The following is an 18,907-nucleotide window of genomic DNA, read 5'->3' as shown; positions in this document are numbered from 1 at the left end:
GGCGCATGATTCATTGCGAAGGATTAGTGAAAATTTACAAAACGGATGAGCTTGAGGTCGTGGCGCTCCAAGGGCTTAACCTCACTGTCGAGGACGGCGAGCTCATGGCGATTATCGGCAATAGCGGAAGCGGGAAGTCGACGCTTCTGAATACGCTGGGCGGTTTAGACCGCCCTTCTGCCGGTCAAGTCAAGGTGGGACCTTGGGATCTGCTCAAGATCACCGACGAAGAGCTGGTTCAGTACAAACGAGAGACGGTCGGATTTATCTGGCAGAATAATGCTAGAAATTTGCTTCCGTACTTGACTGCGCTTGAGAACGTTGAGATGCCGATGATGTTGTCCGGCAAGGTCGATCGCGTATATGCGAAGCAGCTTCTGGAGTGGGTTGGACTCAAGGAACGTATGCACAATAAGCTCCATCAGCTTTCTGGCGGTGAGCAGCAGCGTGTTGCTATTGCGATCTCCCTCTCTAACCGTCCCAAGCTGCTGCTTGCGGACGAACCAACAGGATCTGTTGATACTGCGACATCAGACTTAATCATGGGGATATTCCGCCGGCTTAATCGCGAACTAGGTGTAACAATCGTTATTGTCACACATGACATGACGCTTGCGAGCAAGGTGGATCGGGTCGTTGCCATCCGCGACGGACTAACAAGCACGGAATTTATTAAGCGCAATCCTAACATTGGTCTTGAAGGTAACGAAATATCGCAGCCGGCCGGCAAAGGGCTGACGGGCGTTCACGAGGCGTATGTCGTCGTTGACCGCGTAGGAAGACTGCAGGTTCCAAAGGAGTATTTGACGGCTCTAGGCATTAAAGACAAAGCGACGATGGAGTTCGATGGTGAACGGATTATAATTTCTTCGCCAAAATTATTGGGGGGTAATGGCAATGATGAGAATGCTTAGTGGATCAAAAGTTACGAAATTGACCATGTTGGGGATGTCGCTTACGCTTACTGCAGGCATGTTGTCGGCTTGTACAGGTGGCAATGATCCATCCGAAGCGGAGAATAGCGTGCTTCGAATTGGGGTGTTGTACGGTGGATCAGATAACGAACCATATTTCCGCCAGCAATATACGGATATGTTCGAATTCAATAACCCTAACGTCGAGTTCGAGATCGTAGGCGCGGTCAATTATGACGATCAACGATTCACGCAAAGCTCGGAACCAGGTAAGCCGGCAGATCAGCCTGACCCTTATGAAGAAATGAAGAAATTGATGGAAGGGCAGAATCCAGTTGATGTTGTCGTCATTGATTACAGTCTGCTCAGAAGGTTCACGCAAGACAACCTGCTTAACCCTTTGGACCCTCTTATTGCGCAAGATAAGTTTGATTTGACGGATTATGTGCCGACTGTCATAGAAGGCATTAAAGCCGCAGGGGACAACAGCATCTATGCGCTGACACCAACCTTTACGTCCTCTGCACTGTATTACAACAAAAAGATATTCGCTGATATGAATATCGAACCTCCAACTGACAAGATGAGCTGGTCAGATGTATTCGCCAAAGCGCGTCAACTTGCAAATGGCGAAGGTGTCGACCGTACTTTTGGATTCTCTTTCAATCGCTGGAACTCTGATGGCTTTAATGATGTCCAGAACTACAGCACGGCGTTGCAGCTAAGAACCTGGGATGACACTGGCGAGAAGATGCTTGTGAACAGCGATCAGTGGGCAGAGGTATTTGACACAATCTCGGGTCTGTATAAGGAAAAAATCGTACCGGATCAAGAGTTTATTACCAAAATGTACGAGAAAATCAATGAAAACGGCGGCATAGATCCGTTCTATGGCGATTTGTTCGCACAAGGCAAAGTGGCCATGATGATCGGCGAATCGTATTATGTCAACGAGTTGAAGAAGTTTAGCGATAATGCGGCTAGCATTAAAGATTATGAGATGATCGACTGGGACGTTGTAACGGTACCTACTCATCCAACAAATGTGGATGCTGGCGGCAACATTAGTCTAAGCCAGTTGATGGCCATTAACAACAAGGCGCAAAACGCAGAAGACGCTTGGGAATTCATTAAGTTTTCCAACAGCAAAGAATGGGCGAAGCTGAAATCCAGAAGCAATTACGAGCTAGTCGCACGCAAGGAGTACCTGAAGCCGGTTGGCGGAATGAGCTATAACATCGATGCCTTCACATTACTTAAACCATTGCCGCCATCTTCGGTGAACGAAGAAAAAATCTATCGTGAAAAACCAGGTGTCTGGGAAGCGCGTCAAATCGGCTATGAGATGTTCCAGAAGGTACTCGACGGCACGATGGAAACAAAAGCAGCGTTAGCTGAATGGGAAACACGTGGCAATGCGATACTGGCAGGTCAATCCGAGATGGGCGGAGACGGCGGTGGGATTGCCATCCCTAGACCGATGGGTGAGGTTTCGGTTGAAGAAGTAGTTACGGATACCGCTGAAGCCATTATTAATTAATTTCAAGTAGATCTCCTATTTCCTTTTATTCAAAAAACCGTCCCACACGCGCTGTTTTCTACTTGGCGCGCGTGAGACGGTTTTTGTTTATTCTTGGCCAAGCTGAAACGACTGATATGCGGTCCATCCGCCTTGCTCGGTTTGATATAGCAGATGGATACGGTCGATAAAGGTACTGAGCTTGATCTCTTTCATTCTTAAATTCCCATATAGGTCGTGCAGCTCATCGGGCGCCATATTTCTGCCTATCGTAATATGCGGCGTGTAGACGTAATTGTGCAGCGGCTGCTGCAAGATGCCCGTACAGACCGTCTCGTGAAGTGTAATGACAGGTGTGGGGTCCTCGAGGGCCAAATAGAGCGTTGGCGTAACCGGGAAAAAAGTGGATACCCGGTTAAATGTCGCCTTAAAGGGAGTAAGAGAAGCAGCAGCTTCGGCAAGTTGATCGACAGCAAGCTTCAGCTTGTCATCATCCCACTCTTCGGCTTCCCGAATGGTCATATGGGCAGGAATATGGCAATAATGAGGATCATGGCGTATGCGCCAGCTGTTGGCTTCGTCCTGTATAGCTTTATCTGGGAAGACACAAATCCCGTACAACAAGATCATCAGCTCCTTCTCGGATTAAGTTCGTTACTATAAGTATACCCAAATAGCCATTCTGCTAAGAACCAAAGTTATGTATGCTTGTTCGCAATGGTTTATTGGCAATTGGGGTAATCTAAGGTCATAATAGGGTCAATAAGCGGGAGGACATTTTCGATGAAAATCAAATGGGTGTATTGGCTGCGTTTATATGAGACGAAATTTCAAGCTGGCTGTCTGGTGCGTCGAATGGAAAATGACTGGTGGATCTATGGCTACGAATGCCCTAAGGAGGTCGAAGTCTTTCGATCACGGAAAGGGCGCTATGGCGTACGTTTTTTGCCTTAATCATTTTCAATTCATTTTTTAGTAAATAATGCTTGACTGGTAAGGTTCACCTGTAGTATATTAATTGATGTCGCCATTAAAGATGTTGAAGTTTCAATTGGTTAAACGTCGCGGGGTGGAGCAGCTCGGTAGCTCGTCGGGCTCATAACCCGAAGGCCGCAGGTTCAAATCCTGCCCCCGCAACCAACTCGACTATTACGTTATAATAACGTCTTTCGAGGGCCCTTAGCTCAGTTGGTTAGAGCGGTCGGCTCATAACCGATTGGTCGGGGGTTCGAGTCCCTCAGGGCCCACCATTATAAACCTCTCACATCCATTACCATGCCGGGGTGGCGGAACTGGCAGACGCACAGGACTTAAAATCCTGCGGTGGGTGACCACCGTACGGGTTCGATTCCCGTCCTCGGCACTTCTTTAAAACTTTAAAGCAATTACATAGTATGGAACAAAACCTCCTTTGTAGATCTGATCTAATCAGATTGTTGAAGGGGGTTTTTGTTTGTGATGATTTCCACTATTTAGACGTGGCTGAGCTACAACAATTTGTCTTGATGCTTCGTCTAATTGAATAAGAGTAACAGTAACGAATAGAATTGCTCATATGGAAAATGTTTCAAATGGAATTAAAGTGGGGAATTCATTTATAAGGGCGCCTTGCATGTAAATCGGTATGGGGGTGAATCGAATTGTTGGATGAAAGGGCAATCAAGATACTAAGTATTTTTTACACGTTATACCGGTATGATCCAGCACGCGTTGATCTAGATCGGTTGGCGCGTTTATTCGGTGGATCAAAGTCCATTATCGTACAGGCTCTTCGTACATTAGCCGAAGCACAATATATTGCATGGGATGAGAGAACGAACATCATTAGAGTAGTATGAGCCTACAACTCTAATCGCATAATAAAAATCCTTCTACGTTCGTATTGTACATCTGTACACACGATCGAGAAGGATTTTATTTTGATCAATCAATTTGCTTTGTATCTCAATCGGGCATTATGTGCAAGGTGTTGATTATTTGCTACTGCTAACACTGCCATCTGATGAACCAGATGATCCTGAGCCTGCAGAACCTGGCAAAGAAGAGCCTATTGCCTCAGCAAGCACTGGTTTCAGCTTCGCATCCACATAGGTGGACACTTTAGCTTCTTTAATGACTTGAGGATACATTTTGTCAGGGTCTGGCAGCAGAACTTCCAGGTTTAGAATAGCTTGATCACCTTCGAATGTAATAGAAGTAATCTTGAGACCATAACCAGGGTTAGGCAGTTGGGCGGTTACGGTCACTTTGTTGATATCTGCATTTACAGTTTCTACATTAAGCTTAAGATCATATGCTGGAAGCTCTGGTTCCGGCTCGATGGGCGCCACTTCCTTTACGTATTGGATACCGTCATGCAGCCATGCTGCCGCAACGCCGCGAGTGATCGCTTGTTTAGGGTAGAACATTTGATCCTTGTCAACGGACGCCACTTCAATGATGAGAAGCTTCTGAATGCTGTTCATATACATCGTATCCACATCAGACTCATCTTCAACAATTTTGTAGATTTCGATGAAGGCATACTCGCCTTTCGTCATCATGGCTTTGAATAGATGATGCGCAAATTGTTCTTTTGTTATTAGATCTGTTGCTTTCACATCTTTAGGGATATCTAATCCATAATGTGCGGCAATGACGAACGCTTTCGAGTACCACGCATCGTCCTCAAGGTTAGGGTGGTTGTCGCTAGCTAACGGCATTCGGATGAAAGTGATATCATCGATATTTAGATTCAAACCTTTTACAATCATGGATACAGCGGAAGCGTAATTCAACGATTCGCCTGGCTTATAGGAGCCGTCACCGAAGCCGCTAAGTATACCTTGTTCCTTCAGGGCATTAATTTTGTTGGCGTTGGGATCTTTGGATACATCGGAGAAAGCAAAGACGGTTTGTCCTAGCGAAAACACGAGAATCGCAATGATCGCAATCATAAACAGGGGTTTCTTCTTCATCAGGTCACCTCGATTTGAATTCATATTGCAGCTGCAACCTTACTGACGGTAAGTTTAACCAAAATGTTGCAAGGGGAGCTTCGAAAATAACTATTGACTAGCATTGCCACATTTGATATATTATATCTTGTCACTTCAATTCGATCTGTTAGCTCAGCTGGGAGAGCACTATCTTGACAGGGTAGGGGTCAGTGGTTCGAGCCCACTACAGATCATACCGAAAAGTCCTGAGAAATCAGGGCTTTTTTCTTTTTCTATAACCGGAATGGTCTGATAGCAATCGCAAATGAAATACTTGTAATACGAATTTGATACGAATGTCTATCAATTAATAGTGAGTGTCCCTTTCGCAACGGTAGCAGGCAATTAGGTCACGAATATGCTAGCTAACAGTCACCTTCAAATGAAGGTGGCTTTTTTTGGCTTGAAGCATGTCGCAGCATTTTGTGGGGTGGACTCTCATGATTATCTGAGGCAGCCATGCATAATCGCCCAAGACGAGTTTAGTATCGTATTGACCTATAAAAGAAAAGACAGCCATAGTGCGGAATGGGGGCTGGCTCTTTACAATACAAATAATGGGGGTGTTCAAGTGAAAGAACAGGGATTGTTGGCGTCGGCCAAGCAGTTAGCCGACCAGCTGATCGAATGGAGAAGGGACTTTCATCGGAATCCTGAATTAGGTTATGAGGAGATGCGAACCTCCGGCATCGTTGCGGAGCATCTTCGCGACTTAGGACTCGACGTTCGCACGGGAGTTGGCGGCACTGGAGTCGTCGGGCTTATACGCGGCGAGCTTCCGGGACCTACGTTCCTTCTTCGGGCGGATATGGATGCGCTGCCGATTCCGGATGCGAAGCAAGTGGAATACCGTTCCAGGGTGGAGGGCAAATCGCATCTATGCGGACATGACGCCCACACGTCCATGCTGATGGGAGCGGCTAAGCTGCTGGTGGATAGAGGGTTGAAGAGGGGCAACATCAAGTTTATGTTTCAACCGGCCGAGGAAGGCGGAGCCGGCGCGAACGCCATGATACGGGACGGCTTGCTCGAAGAGCCCAAAGTCGACGCCGCTGCGGCGCTTCACGTCTCACCGATGTTCAAGGTCGGCCGCGTCGCGGCGGCAAAGGGACCAGCCTGGGCGGCTACCCAATCGCTCCGAATCAAGATCATTGGCCGTGGAGGACATGCGGCAAGTCCGCACCAGACGGTCGATGCCATCGCGATCGCCGCGCAAGTGATAACGGCGCTGCAGCATGTTGCAAGCCGTCAAGTCGATCCGCTGGATTCGGTTGTCGTTACGATCGGGAAGATGAACGGAGGGCATGCGGTTAATGCGATCGCTTCGGAAGCGGAGCTGCTGGGAACGGTAAGGACATTGAATCCCGAGCTGCGCGAACAGATGAGGGGAAGGATCGAGACGATCGTCAAAGGCGTCACTGAAGCATTCGGCGCCGGATATGAGCTGGAGCTGAGGGATGGCTATCCCATCGTCGTGAACGATGGCGAGATGTACGAGTTGTTCGCGAGAACGAGCGAAGACACGCTTGGTACAGGCCACTATGAGACGATCAAGCCGACGATGGGCGGGGAAGATTTTTCGTTCGTCGCGCGTCAGGTGCCGGCCGTCATGTTTCGACTCGGAACCCGCAGCGGAGATGAAACCGCTTACCCATTGCATCACCCTTCGTTCGATCTGGATGAAAGCGCGATGCCGCTCGGAGCGGCCATGCTGGCCTCGATCGCGATCCGCTACCTGGAAGAGGGGGACGATTCCGCTTGCTGAACATGTATAACACAAGGAAGCAGTTCCTGGAGAAGGAATGCGAGCTAGCCGTTCTACCTGTCGGCGCGATCGAGCAACACGGCAGCCACTTACCGGTGGGAACGGACGCGATTATCGCCCAAGAAATCGCTGCCCGATTGGCTAGGCGGCTACATGGCTACTTGCTTCCTTGTCTAAGCATTTCGTCCTCCATCGAACATCGGGAGAGCAAGGGAACCGTCTATTTGCGGTCGGATACGCTTGCGCTGGTCATTTGGGATATCGCGGAGTCCCTTCGGTACTCGGGCTTCCGCCGTTTGATTGTTTTTACCGGGCATGGAGGCAATTGGATCCTGAAGCCGACTATTCGCCAGATGAACCGGGATTACGAAGAACGCGGCTTGGAGATGGACGTGATTCTCATTCCTTCTAATATCGCGGGTGCGCGCCAAGGCGACATCCTGAACCATGTGCAGCACGACCTTCATGCCGGCGAGAAAGAAACGTCCATCATGCTTCATCTTTGTCCGGAACATGTTGCGGACATCGTACCCGAGACGGCTCATACATCGGTTCCTCAGGATTATATGGATTATTTCGACGTCATCGACATTACCAAAGACGGCTATTGGGGCTTTCCGCAGGAAGCGACTGCCGACAAGGGGAAGCGGCTGCTAGACCTTATGGAGGACAGTTCGATTGCCTATTTGGAAGCGCTCGAGCAGGAGCGCTGCAGAATCGACGCTTCGAAAACGCGGTCCGACGAGACGAACTAAGGTCTTGCGCCACACATTCCGGTTTCGGGTTTTTGGATAGAATCGTCGGGCTTAAGACAATTTTGTCTAATGGTTCGTAAGCTTATTATGTGTCACGCTATGTATGACGGCAGATCCGCGGGAGGGCATGATATTCGTGAAATTTTACGTCAGCGTCGATATGGAAGGAATTGCGGGAATCGCGTACAAGGAGCAGATCATGCGGGGAGAAGCCTTATATCAGGAAGCCAGGCAGCTGCTAACGGATGAGGTGAACGCCGTCGTGGAGGGACTGGTCCAAGCGGGGGCCAAGGAGATTATTGTCAAGGATGCCCACGCGCTAGGATACAACTTTTTGTTCGACCGCCTGCATCCGGCCGCCTCGTACGTTGTCGGTCCGCTGGCGATGTCGTCGCGTTTTCTTGGGCTAGATTCCACGTTCGACGGCGCGCTGCTGATCGGTTATCACGGCATGGCCGGCACGGAAGGAGCGATCCTGGATCATTCTTGGAGCATTGCCGATATATTCGGGCTGGAGCTTAACGGAACGCCGATCGGCGAGATCGGGTTCGAAGCGCTGCTATTCGGCGTTCACGACGTGCCGATTATTTTCGTATCGGGCGACGACAAAACCTGCGCTGAAGCGAACAAGCAATTGGGAACGGTGTTTACCTACGAAACCAAAAAAGCAGCCGGACGCCATTCTGGATTGCTAAAGGCGCCGAAGCGGGTTCAACAGGAAATCGGAGAGTCCGTGATGGAAGCCGTAAGGCGAAGAAAGGAATGCAAACCGTACAGCTTGCCGGCTCCCTATGAAATGAAGATTACGTATGTAAATACAAGCTTGGCAGATACCCGCTACTACGACGACAAGGATGCGGTTCGGCTGGACGGACGAACAAAGCTGATTAAGGATACGGATCTGCTGCGGCTATTCTCGAGAACGTTTGGATAAGGCTCCTCGGTTGTCGGACTTTTGAACTGCGGAGTTGTCATATGAAGCGAATGCAGGAAGGGGATCAATCCGATGGTGTTAAATCGATTAGGCGTATTGACGGACGAAGTATCCGACCGTTACGAGGAAGCGCTCGATTGGGCGGCGGAGCAGGGCCTCAGCCACGTTGAAGTGCGGATGGTGGGCGGGCGCAATGTCGCGGAGCTTACCGACGAGGAAGCAACCGAGATCCGCCGCCAAGCTGAAGCAAGGGGGCTGTACATATCGGCCGTCGCGTCGCCGCTGTTCAAATGCGCACTGGATCCCGGGAGGCTCGTAGCTACGGGAGATACGTTCGGCCAAAAGGAAGAAAGCGTGGAGGCTCATCACGATAAGCTGCATAGAGTGATCGAGATCGCCAAAAGGCTCGGCACTCACCGAATAAGAATTTTTTCGTTCTGGCGGGAGGAGGACCCGAGACTCCATACCGAAGAAATCGCCGTTCATCTAAGGAAGGCAGCCCGCATCGCCGCTTCGGAGGGGGTGGAGCTTCTGCTCGAGAACGAACCTTCTTGCAACGGAGGCGTCGCCGAAGAAGTGGCCGCGATCGTCCGCGCGGTCGATTCGCCTGCCTTGCGCGCGCTATGGGATCCGGGCAATGAGGCCCATACGGGCAGGGAAGCCTATCCGGCGGGCTATGATGCGCTGAAAAAGCTTGTCGGCCATGTCCATCTCAAGGATGCCTATGTAGGCCAAAACGGCAAAGGACGATGCGTGCCGCTTGGATCGGGCACCGTGCCGGTTATCGCGCAGCTTCGCGCATTGACTGCGGATGGTTACGAAGGGCTCTTTACCATCGAAACGCATTTCACGCCGGCGGGCGGAAGCAGGATGACGGGAACGCGCATCACGCTTGAAGCGTTGAAGGCACTGCTGAAGGAGGTGTAAGCGATTGACTCATAGGCGGTTCGGATTGATAGGCTGCGGAAGCATCTCGGATATGCATGCGGAGGCGATACGTCGAATCGATCATGCGAGCTTGCGGATCGTATCCAGCAGAGACGAAGCAAAAGCGAAAGCGGTTGCGGACCGGGAGCGCTGCGACTGGACCACGGATTACAAGGAATTGCTGGGCCGACCCGACGTCGATATCGTCTGCGTCACGACTTCGAGCGGCAGCCACGCGTCCATCGGGCTTGACGTGCTGAATGCAGGCAAACATTTGGTGGTGGAGAAGCCGATCGCCATGAACGCGAGGGATGCGCAAACGCTGGTCGACAAAGCCAAGGAAAAGGGACTCACTCTTTCGGTTATCTCCCAGCGTCGGCTCGAGCCTCAAAATCGAGCGATCAAGCGGGTGATGGACGGAGGCGGCCTCGGCAAGCTGCTGCTGGCCGAGGTATCGATTCCCTACTACCGCAGCCAGGCCTATTACGACAGCGCCGAATGGAGAGGAACCATCTCAGAAGATGGAGGCGTCCTGATGAATCAGGGGATCCATTGTCTGGACCTTATGCTGTGGTTTGCGGGTAACGTTCGATCGGTGTTCGGCAAGACGGCCACGCAGACCCATCACATCGAAGCAGAGGATTTGGGGCTAGCGATCTTGCGGTTTGAAGGCGGAGCTTACGGAACCGTCATGGCTTCGACTTCCGTCACTCCCGGCTACGCGGCATCGATCACGCTTTACGGCGAGAGAGGCACCATGAAGCTGGAAGGCGCGGAAATCGTGCGCTGGTCCGTTCCTGGCTGGGACGAACCGGCCAGGACGCACAAGAATAAGCTCGGCGGCGTGTCGGATCCGAGAAACATCGATTCCGATTACCATCAAAGCCAGTTGATCGACGTCATGTCCGCAATCGAGACCGGCGCGAAGCCGATAAGCACGGGCGAGGACGGGGCAAGAGCCGTTAAGTTAATAGAAGCAATCTACAAAAGCGCGGCAGAGGGCAAAGAAATCTTACTTGACATCTAGCGAAGGGAGCGATGCAAGGTGGCAGAACAATGGCGGCCCGTCAAAGGGCCGATTTCGACTGAATGTCCGTCCACAAGCTTAAGGACGCATGCCGATTGTCTGCTGTTCGTGGATGAGGCATCGTTTCCAGGGGGATGACGATGAAACTGAAGGCGCTCCATTATGAAACGGAACAACCGATTACGATCGAAATCGAGCAGGGTAGAATTGCTCGAATTACGGAGTCCGAAGCCGAACAAGAGGAAAGAGATTCATTGCCTTATGCCGCGCCGGGGCTCGTCGATTTGCAAATCAACGGTTTCTTGGGAAACGACTTCAACAAGTTTCCATTGGAGCCAGACATGGTCGGCGACACGGTTAGGCTGCTTTGGAAGGAAGGGGTCACCGGCTTTTGTCCGACGATCGTCACCAATAGCCCGGGGTCGATCCTTGATGCGATGAACGCGATTCGGCAAGCCTGCGAAAGCGATCCCGACGCCGCTTCCTGCATTCCCGGCATCCACCTGGAAGGTCCGTTCATTTCGGCCCAGGACGGAGCTCGGGGTGCGCATCGCAAAGATTTCGTAAGACAACCGGATTGGGAATTGTTCAGCGAGTGGCAGGAAGCTTCCGGAGGCCGCATCGCCATCGTGACGATGTCTCCGGAGTGGGAGGGCAGCGGCGAGTTTATTCGCCGATGCGCGGACAGCGGCGTTACGGTGTCGATCGGACACACCGCCGCTACGTCGGAGCAAATCCGGGAAGCCGTGGCCTGCGGAGCCAGAATGTCGACCCATTTCGGCAATGGCGCCCAGCTGATGCTGCCCCGCCATCCGAATTACTTATGGGAGCAGCTTGCCCAGGACGATCTTTGGAGCTGTCTCATCGCGGACGGCTTTCATTTGCCCGATCAAGTGTTGAAGGTGGTCATGAAAGTGAAGGGTCCTCGCGCGCTGCTGGTCAGCGATGCCGTGTATTTGAGCGGATTGCCCGCCGGCGAATACACGACGCATATCGGGGGGCGGGTAAAGCTCGGTCAGGATGGCAGGCTTTGCCTTGCGGAGAACGAGCAGCTTCTGGCAGGCTCGGCCCAGATGCTGCTCTGGGGAATTGAACAGCTGGCGAGCCGAGGGCTCGCGGAACTCGGGACGGCTTGGAACATGGCGTCGACCGGACCTGCGGGATTTATGGGACTTCCCGCGGCCGCCGGCTTGTCGGACGGAGCGCCGGCTGATCTTGTCTTGTTTAGGCGGGACGGCGGCAAGCTATCGGTTGAAAGCACGTTTAAATCGGGAACACTCGTTTTTTCATCGAATCGAAAGAATGAAATGGAGGCGGAAGCCGAATGAAGCTTGCGGCATTTAGCGGCGTATTGATCGAGCACAGCATACAGGAAGCCATGCAACTGACGAAGAAGCTAGGATTGGACGGCATCGAGATCGCGGCAAGGGAGCCGCATATCTCGCCGAAGACGAGTCTTGCCAGAGTCAAAGAAGCAAAGGCGGTTGCGAGCTCGCTGGAATTGGAGATACCTGCGTTGGCGGGCTATGTCGGAGGTTTCTCCGATGCCAGCGACAGCGAGGCGCAGAGCGGCTTCGAAGAGTTCAAACGGCTGCTGGAGATCGCGGGGCACTTGGACTGCGGGATGATCCGCATCTATCCGGGCGGTCCCAACGCGTTCTTGGCGAGCGACTATCATTATGCCAAAGCGGCTCATTGGGTGAACCTCATGGCGGAGGAAGCGAAGAAGCAACAAGTGAAGGTCTTGATGGAAATCCATAACGATTCGCTTGTCGAAACCGTGGAGGGAAGCTTGCGCCTGCTGAATATGATCGATTACGACAACGTCGGCATGATTCATGACGCGGGCAATATGTATATCACCGACACGGATTACGGACGCGATTCCGTATTGGAGCTGGGCAGCCGCCTGTTCCACGTGCATGTCAAGGATGAACTCCGGGTCGACGAGGTCGGAGCGCCGGGCACGTTTACCGCAACGACCAAGCACGGCAAGCAACAGTTTCTTCAGAGCAGGCTCGGGGAAGGCGGCGCGGATCACTTGCCGTTGTTCAAAGCGCTCCGCGAAGTCGGTTATTCCGGCTGGCTGACGTTAGAATGCCATGCACCGTTCCCGGCCTATGAGAGACTGGAGCATGATTTGAACGTCGTACGCGAATTATTGGCTGCTTCGAGGTAGCGGTCACGGACACAATCACGAACGCGGTCACAAACACGAACGCAAACACGGACACGAACACGAATGCGAACATGAACACGAACAAAGGTTTCAAGCCGGCACGGCACTGAAATGTAGGACGGCGCGCAATTCCAATACGGAACAAGGAAGAGGGATATGACAATGACTACTAATCCGCTTAAGGTTGGCATTATCGGGCAGGGACGCAGCGGGCGCGACATTCACGCCAATCTGCTGGTACAGCTTCCCGGGCATTACCGCATCGCCGCGATCGCGGACGCGTTGCCGGAGCGCCGGGAGCGCGCGCGGCAGGAATTCGGCTGCGAAACATACGAGACTTGGGAGGAGATGGTTGGCAGCGAGGAGCTCGACCTGGTCGTCAACGCTTCTCCGAGCCATCTTCATTTTCCGATTTCGCTGGAGCTGCTGAACCGCGGCTTCAACGTCCTATGCGAGAAGCCCCTCGCCAAATCGCCGGAGGAGGTCGATGAATTGATCGCGGCGTCCGAACGTTCGGGCAAGATTCTAGCCGTCTTCCAGCAATCCCGCTATCATCCCTCCTTCCAGCAGATCAGAAGCGTTATCGATTCCGGCGTGCTGGGACGCATCGTTCAAGTCGATATCAGCCTGAACGGGTTCGCGCGCCGCTGGGACTGGCAGACGCTGCAAAGCAACAACGGCGGCAACCTTATGAATACCGGACCTCATCCGGTTGACCAAGCGCTGCAATTGTTCGGCACGGACGTCCTGCCGCAGATCACCTGCATCATGGACCGGGCCAATACGTTCGGCGATGCGGAGGATTACGTGAAGCTGATCATGAGAGGGCAGGGCGGCCCGACCGTCGACATCGAAATTTCCTCTTGCTGCGTATATCCACAGGACTCCTTTAACATTCAGGGCACGAACGGAGGGCTGCGCGGCGGCGGGGATAAGCTGGAATGGAAATACTTTAAGCCGGAGGAAGCCCCTGCCCAGCAGCTCGTCAAGGAGCCGCTTATTAACGCGAACGGTCTGCCCGCTTATTGCAACGAAACGTTGACTTGGCATCAAGACAACTGGAAGATGTCGCTTCCCGAGGGACAAAGCCTGTTTGGGCATATGACGGAGCGGCTGTATCTCATGCTTCATGACACGCTGACGACGGGTGCCCCTCTTGAAATAACGCCGGAGCAGGTGCGTCAGCAGATGTGGGTGATGGAGGAATGCCGGCGCCAGAATCCGCACATTTATAACGCGCAGGCCGCCGCCGTGTCGAGCTAAGCAAGGCAAAGATAGAAGCCCTTCCCACATGCCACCTGAGAAGGGCTTCTTCGTTTGCCGCATAAGAATTTATGACCTATAGTTTCACCCAAGCGGACAGGCCGTCCGGACGATCGGGATCCATGCCCAGCCGTTCCGCTCGGCAAAGAGCGGCGATCTGAGGGATGAATATAAGCGGGATGCCTTGCGCGGCGGGATCGAGCGGAACACCCGACGCGGCGACAAAATCGACGGTCGAATCCGGCAGGGCATCTTCGTTATCCGTATAGACGATGACGGTCGCTCCCCGTTGCTTCAAGTCGCGGAGCAGGTTATGGCTGTGCTCGTCTCCGCTCCCCGATATGGCCGCTATGACAAGGGTATCGGGACCGACGACGACCATCGGACCGTGCCGAACGTCCAGCAGGTGGAACGAATGGGCTTGAACGCCCGCGATTTCGGTGAGCGCGATCGCGCCTTCCGCCGCCATGCCTTGCAGCTCGCCGTCCGCCAGCACGACCGCGTTCGTCCATTCGAAGCTAGCCGCTTGGCGGATGCCCGCTTCAACCTTCTCCATGTAAGCTTCGCCGTCGCGGATTGCGGCGTCGACCGAGGCGATCAGCGCTTCGTCCCGCCCGAGGAAGGCGGCGATCAACAGATTGGTGGCATAGAGGTTGACGACCGTGCGGGTCTGGCACACGCTCGCGTCGAATGCCCATGGAAGCTCAAGCGACAAATCCGCCATCTCGGAAAGCGGGGAGCCGGTCACGCAGGAGATGGAAATCACCGGCGTTCCGCCGTCTTCGTGCAGTCGGCGAACCGCTTCCACGACCTCCGTGGTGCTGCCGGAGCGGGAAGGCGCGACGAGCAAGGTGCGAGCTAAGAGAGGGGCGTATCGCTCCGCGTTCAGCAGAAGATCGCCGCCCGCGAGAGCTTGGGCTGGAATCCCCGCGCGAAGGCGCGCGGAGAAAGCGGCGGATTCGCATAGGCAGTAGCTGGAGCCGCAGCCGACAAAGGTCATGGAAGCAGACGCGTGCTCCTCGGCGAACCGAACGATACGTTCCCGCTCGACGAGCATGTAGTCGAACGTTTGCCGCAAGGCGGCATACTGCAGCTTCGTTTCTTGGTAAGTCAAGCTCATCATTTTTCCTCCTAGATACTGGTTTATGGTTGTAGTATAAAGGAATATATTGATTTAATCAATCAATATTTAGTAAAATAAAATCAATATAATGATTGCATAAATCATATACTGACTATTGGAAGGAGAATCACCATGCCGTTAATTTCCACAACCTCCATGCTGCAGCACGCAAGAAAACACGGGTACGCCGTTGCGGCCTTCAACGTCCATACGCTCGAAATGCTGCAAGCCGTCGTAGAAGCCGCCGCCGAAACCGAGTCGCCGCTGATCATCCAGTCGACCGTCGGCACCGTCAAACATTTGGGACCCGACTATTTGGCCGCAGCAGCTACCGTCGCCGCCAATCGGACCCGAATTCCGATCGGACTTCATCTGGATCATTGCACGGACTACTCTCTAATCGTAAAATGTATCCGGGCCGGGTACACCTCCGTCATGATCGATGCTTCCATGCATCCGTACGCGGAAAACGCGGAACGCACCTTGGCCGTCATGGCCGTGGCATCCGCGGCCGGCGTCAACGTGGAGGCCGAGCTTGGAAAGGTGGGAGGCGTCGAGGACGATATCGTCGTCGATGAACGCGACGCCATGCTGGCCGATCCGGAGGAATGCGCGAGCTTCGTGGCGCTGACGGCCGTAGATACGCTGGCGCCGGCGATCGGCACGGCGCACGGCATCTACAAGGGCACGCCGAATATCGATTTTGCCCGCATCGCGCGAATTGCCGAGCGGGTCGAGGTTCCTCTGGTGCTTCATGGAGGCTCCGGCATCCCTTCCGAGCAAGTCAAGCAGGCGGTATCGCTCGGCATGGCCAAGATGAATATCGCCACCGAGCTGCGCATCGCGTTCTCGGATGCGATCAAGCAGGTTTTCTCCGAGAATCCCGAAGAAAACGACCCTCGCAAGTATATGGTTCCGGCCAAGGAAGCCGTCAAACGGCTCGCGATGGAGAAGATGATGCTTTGCGGATGCGTCGGCCGCGCAGGCGAAGCAAGATGAACCGGCATATGGAGAAGGAGCTCGCCCGCAAGCCTGCATTTTCGATCATCGGCTGCCAGCATGGACATATCGGAACGTTTCTTCATGCCATGCTGGATCTAGGCTACGATTGCGCCGGCATCTACGAGGAACCAGGGGAAAGCCGAAAGCTAGCGGAGAGTTTGGCGGCCAAACACGGCGTTCCTTTGCTGGGACGAATGGAGGACGCGCTTGCCGACGAGGTCGAGATCGTTGGCTGTTCAGCCGTCAATAGCCGCAAAATCGATGTCGTGGAGGCCTGCGAGAGCACGGGCAAAGCGATCATGCTGGATAAGCCTGCGGTCACGAACCGAGACGGACTCCAGAGGCTGCGCAAGGTGGTCGAACGCGGAGTCATCGAGACTGGCATGCTGCTCACGCAGCGTTATAGTCCGGCGGTGTTTACGCTAAGGCATTACATCCGTGAAGGAGCGCTGGGAAGGCTGGTTTCGATCGCCATGCGCAAGCCGCACAGACTTGGCGCGGCCAATCGGCCGGATTGGTTTTTTGACCGGGAACGTTCCGGCGGAATCATTCAGGATCTGCTCATTCACGATCTGGATTTGCTTCGCTGGCTGACGGGCAACGAAATCTCGGGTTCGCAAGGGTATATGAGCAAGAGCATGTTGCCGGAGCATCCAACTTTCTACGACGCAGCCCAACTGCTGGTCTCGATGGACGATGGTTTGGCGGCCCAGCTGTACGCCGACTGGCATACGCCTGACAGAAGCTGGACGTGGGGTGACTGCCGAATCTTCGTAACGGGGACGGAAGGCACCGCCGAGCTTCGGCTGCAGGGCGATCCCTTGATAACGCGTAAAGCCATCTTTCTGCTGACGACGCGCTCGCTGGAGCTTCACCCGGTTCCGCTTCTGCAGCCGCCGGTCGATATCGTAGAGGATTTTGTCAACAGAACGAAAGGCAAGCGCTCGGCTTTGACCGGATGGGACGTGCTGAGCGCCTCGAGCGCAGCCGTGCAAGCGGACGAACGAGCCGAACTATTGAACGGGTTTCCGGAAAGGACGGAATTGAGATGAAAGTGCGCAACGCGTTATTAATCGGCACTGGCGGCTTCGGCCGCAACCATCTGAACGAGCTCGTCCGGCTTCAGGGCGAAGGCGTCCTGAGGCTTGCGGCCGTAAGCGATCTGCGCCTCACCGAGCATGCGGAGGCCATCGTCGCGGAGCGGGGGCTTCGGCATTACGCCGATTACCGGGAGATGCTCGCTAACGAGAGGGCCGCGGATTTCGTCATTATTTCCACGCCGATCGCGCTGCACGCTCCGATGTGCATAGACGCTCTGGAGGCTGGGTACCATGTCCTGCTGGAGAAGCCTCCCGGCGCGGCTATTCAGGATGTCGACCGCATGCTGGAAGCCGTTCGCCGAACCGGCAAGCTATGCGCCGTTAATTTCTTTACCCCGTCTTCGGAAGCGTTGGCGTTTATAGAAAGAACCATCGGAACAGGTGAGATCGGGCAGGTTCGAGGGATCAAGGGAATTGCGCTTTTGACAAGGACAAGCGCCTATTATCGCCGTACTCCCTGGGCGGGCAAGCTAATGTCCGGAGGGAATCTCGTGATGGACGGCGCATTTCACAATCCGACGGCGCATCTGCTTTACAGCATGCTGAAGCTGTCTGAGCTGCTAGCCGGAGCCGCGGCTCCGTCCGTTGTGCCGTCCCTGGTCACCTCCGAGCTCTATCATGCCAATCCGATCGACAGCGACGACACGTCCGCGATGAGGATCGAGATGAGCGACGGTACGATACTTCAATTCTACGTGACGCTGTGCGCGAAACAAACGGAAACGCAGCGCATTCGGATCGAGGGAACGAAGGGCATGCTGGAATGGACCTACGACAATCAAGTGACAGTGTGGCGCCAAGGAGACATTGTCAGCCAGCGGGAGTGCCGGGAGGAAGGGAAAGGAATCTTGGAGCGCCGATACCGGAATTTGATTCGAGCCATTGAAGGGACCGAAGGGCTCGACGTATCCCTGGAATCGGCCCGCAAGTTCACGCTTGCGGCGAACGGCGCATTCGAGTCTGCCATCCGCATCAAGCCGATCGCCTCCTCCCGTGTTCAAACATCCGAGTCCCCGGGCGAACCTGGCGCATATATCGAAGGAATCGAGACCACGATCAAAGAAGCGTTTGCCTCCGGAAAGCTGTTTTCGGAGATGGGCGTCCCATGGGCGGAGCCTTCGGAGCCTTTTGCGTTAAAGGAATACCGATCCTTTCCAAGACGGTTCGAGCTTGGCGGGTAGCCGCCGTTAGACCATTTTCACGCGCAGACAGGTCCGCCGCCACGAGGCGGCGGCCTTTCTATTTGGCGAACAATCCTTCGACTAAACGCGTTCGCTCATCGCGGAGAGGCCGAGGATAATGGATTCCTTATCGAAAAAAATCGAATAACAAGATAAATCTAACTCGGTATAAGTCATACTTGCCTCATAACTCGTTAACGGATCATCCCCCTATACTATAGTTGCAGCTTTAGAACTACA

The 18,907-nt window shown here is 53.7% G+C and carries 17 protein-coding genes and 4 tRNA genes; 18 read left to right on the top strand and 3 right to left on the bottom strand.

Annotated elements, in window-relative coordinates; genetic code table 11:
* Positions 1–5: 5 nt before the first annotated feature.
* Together ACX1C1_RS22655 and ACX1C1_RS22650 are read left to right on the top strand one after the other, a co-directional pair.
* A complete protein-coding gene (locus ACX1C1_RS22655) occupies positions 6–914 on the top strand; it encodes an ABC transporter ATP-binding protein (RefSeq protein ID WP_458954390.1) in 909 nt (302 codons plus the stop codon).
* Complete coding sequence (locus ACX1C1_RS22650) at positions 898–2,454, top strand: ABC transporter substrate-binding protein (RefSeq protein ID WP_458954389.1); 1,557 nt, start codon at positions 898–900, stop codon at positions 2,452–2,454. Before ACX1C1_RS22655 ends, ACX1C1_RS22650 begins: the two co-directional genes overlap by 17 nt.
* 87 nt (positions 2,455–2,541) lie before the next feature.
* Here the strand turns inward: ACX1C1_RS22650 and ACX1C1_RS22645 are convergent, their stop codons facing one another.
* Complete coding sequence (locus tag ACX1C1_RS22645) at positions 2,542–3,057, bottom strand: 2'-5' RNA ligase family protein (protein WP_458954388.1); 516 nt, start codon at positions 3,055–3,057, stop codon at positions 2,542–2,544.
* 159 nt (positions 3,058–3,216) lie between these two features.
* Here ACX1C1_RS22645 and ACX1C1_RS22640 point away from each other — a divergent pair, with 159 nt between their 5' ends.
* The 4 genes from ACX1C1_RS22640 to ACX1C1_RS22625 all read left to right on the top strand — a co-directional run bounded on the left by ACX1C1_RS22640 (position 3,217) and on the right by ACX1C1_RS22625 (position 3,796).
* On the top strand, positions 3,217–3,387 hold the full coding sequence (locus ACX1C1_RS22640) for a hypothetical protein (RefSeq protein ID WP_458957813.1): 171 nt from the start codon (positions 3,217–3,219) through the stop codon (positions 3,385–3,387).
* A gap of 109 nt (positions 3,388–3,496) precedes the next feature.
* Positions 3,497–3,573 (top strand) — tRNA-Met (locus tag ACX1C1_RS22635).
* Positions 3,574–3,606: 33 nt separating this feature from the next.
* Positions 3,607–3,683 (top strand) — tRNA-Ile (locus ACX1C1_RS22630).
* Between the two features lie 27 nt (positions 3,684–3,710).
* Positions 3,711–3,796: transfer RNA gene (locus ACX1C1_RS22625), tRNA-Leu, on the top strand.
* Between the two features lie 610 nt (positions 3,797–4,406).
* Here ACX1C1_RS22625 and ACX1C1_RS22620 read toward each other — a convergent pair.
* Positions 4,407–5,390 (bottom strand): S-layer homology domain-containing protein, encoded by a 984-nt coding sequence (locus ACX1C1_RS22620; protein ID WP_458954387.1) that lies wholly within the window; start codon positions 5,388–5,390, stop codon positions 4,407–4,409.
* A 142-nt stretch (positions 5,391–5,532) separates the two neighbouring features.
* On the opposite strand from ACX1C1_RS22620, the gene ACX1C1_RS22615 reads away from it, so the two are divergent.
* From ACX1C1_RS22615 to ACX1C1_RS22575, 9 genes are all read left to right on the top strand, one after another.
* A tRNA-Val gene (locus tag ACX1C1_RS22615) sits at positions 5,533–5,605 on the top strand.
* A gap of 377 nt (positions 5,606–5,982) precedes the next feature.
* Positions 5,983–7,176, top strand: a complete 1,194-nt coding sequence (locus ACX1C1_RS22610; protein WP_458954386.1) for a M20 metallopeptidase family protein — start codon at positions 5,983–5,985, stop codon at positions 7,174–7,176.
* A 2-nt stretch (positions 7,177–7,178) separates the two neighbouring features.
* On the top strand, positions 7,179–7,931 hold the full coding sequence (locus ACX1C1_RS22605) for a creatininase family protein (protein WP_458957769.1): 753 nt from the start codon (positions 7,179–7,181) through the stop codon (positions 7,929–7,931).
* A gap of 136 nt (positions 7,932–8,067) precedes the next feature.
* Positions 8,068–8,865 (top strand): M55 family metallopeptidase, encoded by a 798-nt coding sequence (locus ACX1C1_RS22600; protein WP_458954385.1) that lies wholly within the window; start codon positions 8,068–8,070, stop codon positions 8,863–8,865.
* A gap of 72 nt (positions 8,866–8,937) precedes the next feature.
* Positions 8,938–9,792 (top strand): sugar phosphate isomerase/epimerase family protein, encoded by an 855-nt coding sequence (locus ACX1C1_RS22595; protein ID WP_458954384.1) that lies wholly within the window; start codon positions 8,938–8,940, stop codon positions 9,790–9,792.
* A 4-nt stretch (positions 9,793–9,796) separates the two neighbouring features.
* Positions 9,797–10,819 carry a Gfo/Idh/MocA family protein gene (locus ACX1C1_RS22590; RefSeq protein ID WP_458954383.1) on the top strand — a complete coding sequence of 341 codons (1,023 nt, stop codon included), beginning with the start codon at positions 9,797–9,799 and terminating at the stop codon, positions 10,817–10,819.
* Between the two features lie 140 nt (positions 10,820–10,959).
* Positions 10,960–12,147 carry an N-acetylglucosamine-6-phosphate deacetylase gene (locus ACX1C1_RS22585; protein ID WP_458954382.1) on the top strand — a complete coding sequence of 396 codons (1,188 nt, stop codon included), beginning with the start codon at positions 10,960–10,962 and terminating at the stop codon, positions 12,145–12,147.
* Positions 12,144–12,998: a sugar phosphate isomerase/epimerase family protein gene (locus ACX1C1_RS22580; protein ID WP_458954381.1), complete on the top strand. Its 855-nt coding sequence runs from the start codon at positions 12,144–12,146 to the stop codon at positions 12,996–12,998. Before ACX1C1_RS22585 ends, ACX1C1_RS22580 begins: the two co-directional genes overlap by 4 nt.
* A 156-nt stretch (positions 12,999–13,154) precedes the next feature.
* Positions 13,155–14,261: a Gfo/Idh/MocA family protein gene (locus ACX1C1_RS22575; RefSeq protein ID WP_458954380.1), complete on the top strand. Its 1,107-nt coding sequence runs from the start codon at positions 13,155–13,157 to the stop codon at positions 14,259–14,261.
* A gap of 76 nt (positions 14,262–14,337) precedes the next feature.
* On the opposite strand, the gene ACX1C1_RS22570 is transcribed toward ACX1C1_RS22575, so the two are convergent.
* Complete coding sequence (locus ACX1C1_RS22570) at positions 14,338–15,384, bottom strand: SIS domain-containing protein (RefSeq protein ID WP_458954379.1); 1,047 nt, start codon at positions 15,382–15,384, stop codon at positions 14,338–14,340.
* 132 nt (positions 15,385–15,516) lie between these two features.
* On the opposite strand from ACX1C1_RS22570, the gene ACX1C1_RS22565 reads away from it, so the two are divergent.
* From ACX1C1_RS22565 to ACX1C1_RS22555, 3 genes are read left to right on the top strand one after another with little or no spacing between them, the layout of a single operon-like run.
* Complete coding sequence (locus ACX1C1_RS22565) at positions 15,517–16,383, top strand: class II fructose-bisphosphate aldolase (protein ID WP_458954378.1); 867 nt, start codon at positions 15,517–15,519, stop codon at positions 16,381–16,383.
* A complete protein-coding gene (locus ACX1C1_RS22560; RefSeq protein WP_458954377.1) occupies positions 16,380–17,438 on the top strand; it encodes a Gfo/Idh/MocA family protein in 1,059 nt (352 codons plus the stop codon). The genes ACX1C1_RS22565 and ACX1C1_RS22560 overlap by 4 nt, the downstream gene beginning before the upstream one ends.
* Positions 17,435–18,667: a Gfo/Idh/MocA family protein gene (locus ACX1C1_RS22555; RefSeq protein ID WP_458954376.1), complete on the top strand. Its 1,233-nt coding sequence runs from the start codon at positions 17,435–17,437 to the stop codon at positions 18,665–18,667. The genes ACX1C1_RS22560 and ACX1C1_RS22555 overlap by 4 nt, the downstream gene beginning before the upstream one ends.
* Positions 18,668–18,907: the final 240 nt, after the last annotated feature.

It is taken from the genome of Paenibacillus sp. strain BS8-2 (assembly GCF_054483835.1).
The sequence above is the reverse complement of the archived record's forward strand: the minus strand, read 5'-3'. Positions and strand labels throughout refer to the sequence as shown.

Coding starts and splice junctions, on each gene's coding strand:
- ACX1C1_RS22585 (WP_458954382.1), top strand. CDS start 10,960: ATGAAACTGAAGGCGCTCCATTATGAAACGGAACAACCGATTACGATC.
- ACX1C1_RS22620 (WP_458954387.1), bottom strand. CDS start 5,390: ATGAAGAAGAAACCCCTGTTTATGATTGCGATCATTGCGATTCTCGTG.
- ACX1C1_RS22605 (WP_458957769.1), top strand. CDS start 7,179: ATGTATAACACAAGGAAGCAGTTCCTGGAGAAGGAATGCGAGCTAGCC.
- ACX1C1_RS22580 (WP_458954381.1), top strand. CDS start 12,144: ATGAAGCTTGCGGCATTTAGCGGCGTATTGATCGAGCACAGCATACAG.
- ACX1C1_RS22650 (WP_458954389.1), top strand. CDS start 898: ATGATGAGAATGCTTAGTGGATCAAAAGTTACGAAATTGACCATGTTG.
- ACX1C1_RS22565 (WP_458954378.1), top strand. CDS start 15,517: ATGCCGTTAATTTCCACAACCTCCATGCTGCAGCACGCAAGAAAACAC.
- ACX1C1_RS22560 (WP_458954377.1), top strand. CDS start 16,380: ATGAACCGGCATATGGAGAAGGAGCTCGCCCGCAAGCCTGCATTTTCG.
- ACX1C1_RS22655 (WP_458954390.1), top strand. CDS start 6: ATGATTCATTGCGAAGGATTAGTGAAAATTTACAAAACGGATGAGCTT.
- ACX1C1_RS22640 (WP_458957813.1), top strand. CDS start 3,217: ATGAAAATCAAATGGGTGTATTGGCTGCGTTTATATGAGACGAAATTT.
- ACX1C1_RS22570 (WP_458954379.1), bottom strand. CDS start 15,384: ATGATGAGCTTGACTTACCAAGAAACGAAGCTGCAGTATGCCGCCTTG.
- ACX1C1_RS22575 (WP_458954380.1), top strand. CDS start 13,155: ATGACAATGACTACTAATCCGCTTAAGGTTGGCATTATCGGGCAGGGA.
- ACX1C1_RS22595 (WP_458954384.1), top strand. CDS start 8,938: ATGGTGTTAAATCGATTAGGCGTATTGACGGACGAAGTATCCGACCGT.
- ACX1C1_RS22555 (WP_458954376.1), top strand. CDS start 17,435: ATGAAAGTGCGCAACGCGTTATTAATCGGCACTGGCGGCTTCGGCCGC.